The organism is Actinoalloteichus spitiensis RMV-1378 (genome assembly GCF_000239155.1).
Taxonomy (GTDB): Bacteria; Actinomycetota; Actinomycetes; order Mycobacteriales; family Pseudonocardiaceae; genus Actinoalloteichus_B; species Actinoalloteichus_B spitiensis.
Window position 1 is genome coordinate 1 of the sequence record NZ_AGVX02000221.1, and the last position, 8047, is coordinate 8047.

Consider the following 8047-nt stretch of genomic DNA (forward strand, 5'->3'; position numbering starts at 1 on the left):
GCGGCGGGCGCCGGCACCGGAGCCGCCGCCGCGGCCGAGCACACCGACGGGAACGCGGACCTCCCCTACGTCCCCAAGGAGCTCGGCGTGGAGGTGCCGCTGAACACGTGCGGCCCGCTCGTCTACCACCCCTTCGGCACCGAGGTCGTCCCCTGCCTCGACACCGAGGCCAAGCTCAGCATGCCCAACGTCCTCACCGCGCCGGGCGAGGCCGTCGAGGCGATCGCGCACGGCATCGCGCGCGACACCCAGTCCCCCCAGTCCCCGCTCGAACCGGGGGCCACCTCGGCGTTCACCACAGCGGTCGGCGAGCAGCTCCACGGGCTCTCCGAACTCACCCGCACCAGGCCCGACATCGAGGTGGGCGTCACCCCCCAGAACATCGGGATGCTGGAGGACACGACGTCCGAGAAGCTGGTCCACGCCCACGTGTGGGAGCGCCCCGAGGTGCACTCCGGGTTCTCCGCTGTGGACACGGCGGTCGAGGTGACCGCGGTGGAGGGCTACAACCTCGCCCCCGAGTTGGACCTGAACCCGGTCACCCAACAGGTGGGACAGTCCACCCAACAGCTCCAGGTCAACCGGCTCCTCGCCGCCCCACCGGTCCGGGAGCTGCCGGTGGTCGGCCACACCGCCGACCGGGTCGTCTCCGGCGGCGGCGAGGCACTGCGCGACACCGCCTCCGGCCTGGGCGAGACCGCCGGTCAGGCCCGGCGGAACCTGGCCGAGCTGGACGCGGTCGGGACCGTGGGGGAGACGGCCGGAGCGCTGCGCGGAGCAGCGGACTCGGCCGGCGAACACGTGCGTGGAGCCACTCCCGCCGCGAGGGGCCTCGTCGACCGGCTTCCGGGCACCGACCGGTTCGACGTGCCGCAGAACGGCCTCGCCGAGCTGACCTCGGCGCCACGCCAGGAGCAGACGCCGGGAGAGGTCGGCGCGCCGTCCACACCCATGACCAGCACCGTCACCACGCTGTCCGACAACCTCTCCGGGGTGCTGGACCTGCTGCCGGGCCAGGAGGGCGACGGCGACGGCGCGGCCCAGGCCGGCGGCGACGCGAACGCCCGCATCCTGCCGGATCTGCGGTTGCCCGACCTCGGACTGCCCGGGTTGCCCGGTCAGTCCCCGGCTGGCGCCGGTAGCCAGCAGGTGGCCGAAATCCCGCACACCGTGGTGGAGAACGGCACCGCGGCCTCCGGTCGGCTGCTCTCCGGGGTCGACGTTCCGGAGTTCGCCCCCCACCTCCCCGTGGGGGAGACCGCGACGACGGAGCGACTGCTGCCCGACGGCACGCTGCCCCTCCTGTCCGAGCAGGCTGACGGCACCCCGCAGATCCTGCCCGCGCCAGCCGAGCAGCTCCAGGCGGCGCCCAGCCGGGACGAGGAACCGCAGACCCCGACCGCGCCCGCCGAGCGGCCGCAGATCCTGCCCGGCGCGGCGGACACGCAGCAGAACGAGTCCTCGGGGGTGCTCGGTACCGCCCAGAACGTCCTGTCGCACGCGGCCGGTTTCGCCCCGATGACGGGGACGCTGCCTCTCGACTGAATCGCGCACGGAAACGACCGGGCGAGGAGCGAATAGGCTCCTCGCCCGGTTGGCGCTGCCCTCACAACATTCCTGAGCACGCATTTTCCGAACCATCTTCCACACGGAACGCCAGCGTGGGAAAAATACCAAGATTCACTCTTTCAGGTACAGAACCCACAATTCTGCCGTACGGGGATGAATAACCGGTCGGAGTTGGGGCAGAATCCCCCCAGCGCCTCAGCGGGAGCCCTCCCCAGAGACGCTGCCAGACACACACACGTAATTCCTGAAGGAAGGCACACCAGTGCGTACCTCGACTCGTATTGCAGGCGCCACCGCGGCGGCAACGCTCGGTGCTCTCGCCTTCAGCGCCCCCGCGTTCGCGGACGCCGCGGGCAACGACGGCATCAACGCCGTCAACGACAACAACATCAGCGCCGTGCCGATCCAGGCCTGCGGAAACAACATCGCCGCCGTGATCGGCGTCATCGTCCCGCTGGTCTCCCCGCAGTTCAGCGACTGCACCAACGCCCCGATCCTCGACCACAACAAGGTCGAGATCGAGATCGAGCACGGCAAGTGACAAACCCCCGGCCGAGGCGAGACGCCCCGGGCCAGCTGAGTCAACCGGCTGACCGACAACGCCGTCTTCCGTAAGGCCCCCGGTGGGAGCTTTCCGCCGGAAATGCGCGTCACCGTTACTGCGCTTCCGACGAAAGAAACGCTGCCGCCACCCCAAAGCAACTCCCGTCGTGCGCGGCCGACCGCCAACACACGGCCGGCCGCGCACCGGGAACTCCCGGCTCTCGCCCACTCCGGCGGCGACTGCCGACACCAAGCACGTTTCACCAGATCGAAAGGCCCACCAATGCGCACCTCCGCTCGTCTCGCCGGCGGTCTCGCCGGTGCCGCCCTCGGCGTCATGACGCTGGGTGCCACCGCGTTCGCGGACTCCGCGGACAACGACGGCATCAACCTGATCAACGACAACAACATCAGCGCCGTGCCGGTGCAGCTGTGCGGCAACAACGTGGCCGCGGTGATCGGCGTGATCGTGCCGATCGCGTCCCCCCAGCTCAGCGACTGCACCAACGCCCCGATCCTCGACCACAACAAGGTCGAGATCGAGGTCGAGCACGAAGGCCACAAGGGCAAGGGCACCCCGCACGGCGGGCACGGCTCGCACCACGCCGGCTTCTGATCGGCACTGCCGACGGCAGGACACCCGGAAGGGCGTCGGTCCACTCGGACCGGCGCCCTTCCGCGCGTCCACGCCCGGGTGGTGCGGATTGCCGGGTCTGCGGGGGAGCCGCACCATGAGGCACTGACAGTTCGCGTCCACCCGAACGGAGCAGCGCGTGTCGATTCCCGAACCACTGCAGCCGGGGGCGGCGGTGCCGAACGAGCCGGCCCTGCCCTCCGCGTACTGCCAGGTGACCACCACCACCGACTCCGAGGACACCGCCCTCAGGCTTGCCAGGGACATCGTGGAGACCGGGCTCGGCGCGAGCGCGCAGGTGGTGGGTCCGATCAGCAGCGTGTACCGCTGGGCGGGTCTGATCCAGGTCACCCAGGAGTGGCAGTGCGTCGTGAAGACCGTGATGTCCCGGTTGACCGATCTCACCGACCACATCGAGGCGATCCACGACCGGGAGGTTCCCGAGGTGGTGGCGACCCCGATCATCGGCGGCAACGAGGACTACCTCAACTGGGTGAGCGCGCAGGCCGCCCCCGAGGACCTCTGACCCGGAGCCCCGCGCCGGTGCCGACCACCCCCTGGCGCGCCCCGGCGCTGACGGCGGCACCACCGGACGGTCGACCTCTCCTCGGAAGTCCGGCGTGGTCCGACCAGGCCGTCGGCTCGGATCCACTGGCGCGCCGCTCCTGGACGGCCACGCCCCCGGCCTCGGCCCAGGGCCCCACGCCGCCACCGCGCCCGCTCCCGGGCGGTCGTCCCGGAGCGTCGACTGCCGCCCTCGAGCGCCCGGCACTGGCGCGGCCGCGCACCAGCGGGTGCGCCGGCTGGTTCAGATCCGTTCGACCACGGTGGCGATCCCCATCCCTCCGCCCGCGCACAGCGTGACGAGCCCGTACCGCAGGCGCCGGCGCTCCAGTTCGTCGAGGACCGTGCCCAGGAGCATCGCCCCGGTCGCGCCCAACGGGTGGCCCAGCGCGATCGCGCCTCCCACCACGTTCACCCGATCCGGGGAGAGACCGTAGTCCCTCATGAACTTCAGGGGCACCGCGGCGAAGGCCTCGTTGATCTCCACCAGGTCGATGTCGGAGATCGTGAGCCCCGCGCGGTCCAGCGCCCGGTCGACGGCGGGGCCGGGGCCGGTCAGCATGATCGTGGGGTCCGCTCCGCTGACCCCGGCGGCGAGGATCCGCGCTCTCGGCCGCAGACCGATCCGCTCGCCCGCCTCCTCGTCCCCGACCAGGACGAGCGCCGCCCCGTCGACGATGCCCGAGGAGTTCCCGGCCGTGTGCACGTGGCGGACCTCGGACAGCGTGTCGTAACGTCGCAGGGCGACCTCGTCGAAACCGCCGTCGCGCCCCACCTCGGCGAAGGCGGGGGACAGTTCTCCCAACGCCTCCACCGTGGTCCCCTCGCGGGGGTGCTCGTCCCTGTCGAGCAGGACCCGGCCGTCGCGGTCCAGCACCGGAACGAGCGAGCGGTCGAACCACCCCCCGGCCCGTGCGGCGGCGGCGCGCCGCTGCGACTCGACGGCGTACCCGTCGACGGTGGCACGGTCGAAACCCTCGATCGTGGCGATGAGGTCCGCGCCGATGCCCTGCGGCACGAACGCCGTACGCCGCATCGTCTCGGGATCGTTGGCCCACGGACCGCCATCGGAGCCGAGCGGGACCCGGGACATCGACTCCACCCCGCCGGCCAGCACCAGCTTCTCCCAGCCGGAGCGGACCTTCTGGGCGGCGACGTTCACCGCCTCCAGGCCGGAGGCGCAGAAGCGGTTCAGCTGGACCCCCGCGGTGGTCTCGGGGAGGCCGGCGAGCAGCGCGGCGGTCTTGGCGATGTCGCCACCCTGGTCCCCCACCGGAGTCACCACCCCGAGCACCAGGTCCTCGACCAACGCGGGGTCCAGGCCAGGTGCCCGGCGGCGCAGCTCGTCGACGAGTCCCACCACCAACTCGACCGGGGAAACCCCGTGCAGGGCCCCCGTCCTCCTGCCCCGACCGCGCGGGGTCCGCACCGCCTCGTAGACGAACGCCTCGGCCGTCATCGTCACCGCCTCCGCTCCCTGGACGCTCCCTGGCCTCCACAAGCTACCGCCCAGTAGCCATCTCGGGCGAGCGTCCGGGCTGATCGTTGACACCCCCACACCCGGCGGTCACGATCACAAGGACATTCCTCCTTCCAGGCAAGGAAGTCGCGATGACCCGTTTCTTCCGCTCACCGCCGCGCGGAGCTCGAACCCCGTTCGCAGTCGCACTCTCCGTTCTGGTCTCCTGCCTTCTCCTCACCCCGGCCGCCGTAGGCGAACCGGCGGAATCCCTTCAGGACGAGCGTTCCCACCGCCATTACGTCGCACTCGGCGATTCCTTCACCGCCGGCCCCTTGATCCCCTTCCCCCGACTCGATCCGCTCGGTTGTTTCCGGTCCACCCGGAACTACCCGTCGGTGCTCCGGGCATCGCTCGCGGTGGACTCCTTCACCGACGCCAGTTGCAGCGGAGCGACCACGGTGGACCTCCACGAGCCGCAGTCCGTCCTCGCTGGACGCAACGCTCCCCAACTCGACGCCCTGCGGCCGGACACCGACCTGGTCACCCTGCAGATCGGCGGCAACGACATCGGTTTCAGTGACATCGTGCTGACCTGCGCGGCGCGGAGCGTCACCGCCCCCAACGGGAACCCGTGCGAGCGCCACTACACCCGCGACGGCGGGAACGAGCTGGCGGAACGCATCGAGGCCACGGCACCGCTGATCGACCGGGCGCTCGCCGAGATCACCCGGCGATCGCCGCTGGCGACGGTGCTGGTCGTCGGGTACCAGACGATCGTGCCCAGCACCGAGGGCTGCTTCCCCCGGGTACCGATCGCGCGGGGTGACACGGCCTTCCTCGACGGCGTGCACCAGGCCCTGAACGCCATGCTCGCGACGGCAGCGGACCGGGCAGGTGCGGCCTACGTCGACACCTACAGCGCCTCGCAGGGCCACGACTGGTGCCAGCCGAAGGGGGTCAAGTGGGTGGAGGGGGTCCTTCCCACGAGTCCGGCCTTCCCCGTCCACCCCAACGAACTCGGAATGGCGGCCGTCGCCGACATGATCGAGGCGGAACTGTCCGCTCGGGCCACCGACCGAGCCACCGTTCCCATGCTGGGCTGAACCGGTCGCGGTGGCGGTAGCCGCATGCGTTCACGCCGGCTACCGTCACGCTGCGCCCGAATACCCGAATGAGTTAAACCCGAACGAGTAGTTACTCCGTGGTTGCCTCGCGGTCGGATCGGCGAACAGGTAGACCCGATTTGCCCCCGCCGGCACAGAACCCGCCGTCATCCACTGGCGGGCACGACAACGCCCTCACCACACACGGAGGACTACCGACATGGCTCTGCACCACCTGGTCGTCAGCTCGTTCCTCGCGGGCAGCGCCCTTCTCGGCGGCGCGGTTCCCGCCGCTGGCAGCGAGCCGGCGGCCTCGCAGCCGGCCTCGACCGTGCTGACCCTGAACGTACGCCCGGTCACCCCGGCGAAGGCCGACGAGTCCCCGCTGGGCAGGACCGTCCTGCTCACCTGCGACCCCGACGGCGGCGACCACCCCAACGCGGAGGCGGCCTGCGCCGACCTGCGGAACTCCGGCGGTGACCTGGAGGCGATCCGCGGCGACGGCAACGCCCTGTGCACGATGATCTACCAGCCGGTCGTCGTCTCCGCGCGGGGCACGGTGGCGGGCGTGCCGGTCACCTACGAGACCGAGTGGTCGAACCGCTGCACGATGGCGGCCGGCACCGGCGCCCTCTTCCAGTTCTGAGCCGAGCCACGAGCCCGCCGGTCGAACACCCCGTCGGCCGGCGCGCTCGTGCCCGCTGTCCTCGGCCCCAGGACCGGACCCACCCCCGCGCTGCGCGGACGGGCCCTGGCTGTTCACCCGCCGTCCCTTCCGCCGCGCCAGCAGTCCTCGCCCCCGACCCGGGTGCTCAGCGGGCGGCCCGGTCCGGCCAGGCCGCCGGCAGCACGGCGAGTACGAGCAGGGCGACCACCGTGAACCCGGCGCCGTAGCCGGCCTGCTGGACGACCAAGCCGATGGCGACCGCGCCGAGGCCGGTACCCGCGTCGAAGCCGATGTTCCACTGGGTGCTGGCCAGCCCGTAGTTCCGCCGTTCGACCCGCTGGAACATGATCACCAGGGTGGCGTTCTGCACGACACCGAACCCGAGCCCGAAGAGGATCATGCCGGTGAGGAGCACGAGCGGCTGATCCCCGAGGACGACGGCCCCGACACCCGTTCCTGCGGACACCACGGCGGGGACCAACAGCCGCCCGTTGCCGAAGCGGTCCCCGAGAAGCCCGGCCGCCCAGCGGCCCCCGGTGGCGAAGGCCTGCTGGGCCAGCAGCGCGGCGGGTACGAGCACGGCCCCGGCACCCGTGACCGCCAGGGGGAGGAAGGTCACCACGGTCCCCGAGGCCACGGCGGACACCGTGAGCACCAGGAACGGGCGGCGCAGCCCGCCGGTTCGGAAGGCCCTGAGCAGGCCACCCGCCTCCCGGTCCCGCTCCGGGCGGGGCGCGCTCAGCCCGACCGCGGCGAACAGCGAGACGAGCGGCACCAGCCCTGCCGTCAGGAACACCGTCTCGTAGCCGAGGTGCTCGGCCATCCAGACACCCAGCGGCAACGCACCGAGTCCCGCCAGACCGACGGCGCCACCGTAGAGGCCTGAGCCCTTGCCCCGCAGCCGCGGTGGCACCAGCTCCGCGACCAGGGCGGCGCAGGCGACGGTCACGATGCCGAAACCGAGGCCGCGCACGGCGGAGACGGCGAGGACCACGTCGATGCGGGAGGACGCGATCAGCAGCAGCGCCGGCGCTCCCAGCAGCACGGCTCCCGTCACCACCAACGTCCGGTACCCGAACCGGGCGAGCAGGCGGGGCATGAAGACCTGCAACCCGACCGTGGCGAACATGTAGACGCCGGTCGTCGCGCCAGCGAGCGCCTCGGCCGCCCCGTTGGCCGCGGCGAACTGGGGCACCACCGAGAGCAGGAGGTAGAAGCCGGAGAAGACACCGAACGTCGTCGCCAGCAGCAACATCATCTGCCGGCTCCACACGCCCCTGGCCTGGCCGGTCGGTACCTCGCTGCGCGTTTCCCTGGTGCTCACGTGCCTGACGGTAACCCCTCTGCTCGTCCGTTCGGCTGGTCCGGGTGGTGCGAGCGCCCCGCGAATGGGTTACTTCGCTTCTAGTCGCGCCCGTGTGACCGGCGATACGTTCGTCTCACCCGTGCGATGCCGCACACCAACCGGCGTCGCGGGGACGACGGCGGGCCGCGGGCGACCGGTC

Annotated in this window: 8 protein-coding genes; 6 read left to right on the plus strand and 2 right to left on the minus strand. The window is 71.6% G+C overall.

Annotation, left to right across the window (positions count from 1 at the left end):
* The 4 genes from ACTIDRAF_RS28355 to cutA form a co-directional block, all read left to right on the plus strand.
* Positions 1-1545: hypothetical protein (locus tag ACTIDRAF_RS28355; protein WP_039786845.1), on the plus strand; the 1545-nt coding region annotated here is incomplete at its 5' end.
* Between the two features lie 286 nt (positions 1546-1831).
* Complete coding sequence (locus ACTIDRAF_RS0211210; RefSeq protein ID WP_016698833.1) at positions 1832-2110, plus strand: hypothetical protein; 279 nt, start codon at positions 1832-1834, stop codon at positions 2108-2110.
* Positions 2111-2395: 285 nt separating this feature from the next.
* Positions 2396-2728: a hypothetical protein gene (locus ACTIDRAF_RS28360; RefSeq protein WP_016698834.1), complete on the plus strand. Its 333-nt coding sequence runs from the start codon at positions 2396-2398 to the stop codon at positions 2726-2728.
* A 157-nt stretch (positions 2729-2885) separates the two neighbouring features.
* Positions 2886-3272, plus strand: coding sequence for a divalent-cation tolerance protein CutA (gene cutA / locus ACTIDRAF_RS0211220; RefSeq protein ID WP_016698835.1), 387 nt, complete (start codon positions 2886-2888; stop codon positions 3270-3272).
* A gap of 282 nt (positions 3273-3554) precedes the next feature.
* Here cutA and ACTIDRAF_RS0211225 read toward each other — a convergent pair whose 3' ends face one another.
* Positions 3555-4769 carry an acetyl-CoA C-acetyltransferase gene (locus ACTIDRAF_RS0211225; protein ID WP_016698836.1) on the minus strand — a complete coding sequence of 405 codons (1215 nt, stop codon included), beginning with the start codon at positions 4767-4769 and terminating at the stop codon, positions 3555-3557.
* 152 nt (positions 4770-4921) lie between these two features.
* Here ACTIDRAF_RS0211225 and ACTIDRAF_RS0211230 point away from each other — a divergent pair, with 152 nt between their 5' ends.
* On the plus strand, positions 4922-5875 hold the full coding sequence (locus ACTIDRAF_RS0211230) for an SGNH/GDSL hydrolase family protein (RefSeq protein ID WP_016698837.1): 954 nt from the start codon (positions 4922-4924) through the stop codon (positions 5873-5875).
* 220 nt (positions 5876-6095) lie between these two features.
* On the plus strand, positions 6096-6521 hold the full coding sequence (locus tag ACTIDRAF_RS0211235) for an SSI family serine proteinase inhibitor (RefSeq protein ID WP_016698838.1): 426 nt from the start codon (positions 6096-6098) through the stop codon (positions 6519-6521).
* Between the two features lie 166 nt (positions 6522-6687).
* Here ACTIDRAF_RS0211235 and ACTIDRAF_RS28365 read toward each other — a convergent pair whose 3' ends face one another.
* A complete protein-coding gene (locus ACTIDRAF_RS28365; RefSeq protein ID WP_245533502.1) occupies positions 6688-7866 on the minus strand; it encodes an MFS transporter in 1179 nt (392 codons plus the stop codon).
* Positions 7867-8047: the final 181 nt, after the last annotated feature.

Coding starts and splice junctions, on each gene's coding strand:
- ACTIDRAF_RS28360 (WP_016698834.1), top strand. CDS start 2,396: ATGCGCACCTCCGCTCGTCTCGCCGGCGGTCTCGCCGGTGCCGCCCTC.
- ACTIDRAF_RS0211225 (WP_016698836.1), bottom strand. CDS start 4,769: ATGACGGCCGAGGCGTTCGTCTACGAGGCGGTGCGGACCCCGCGCGGT.
- ACTIDRAF_RS0211230 (WP_016698837.1), top strand. CDS start 4,922: ATGACCCGTTTCTTCCGCTCACCGCCGCGCGGAGCTCGAACCCCGTTC.
- ACTIDRAF_RS0211235 (WP_016698838.1), top strand. CDS start 6,096: ATGGCTCTGCACCACCTGGTCGTCAGCTCGTTCCTCGCGGGCAGCGCC.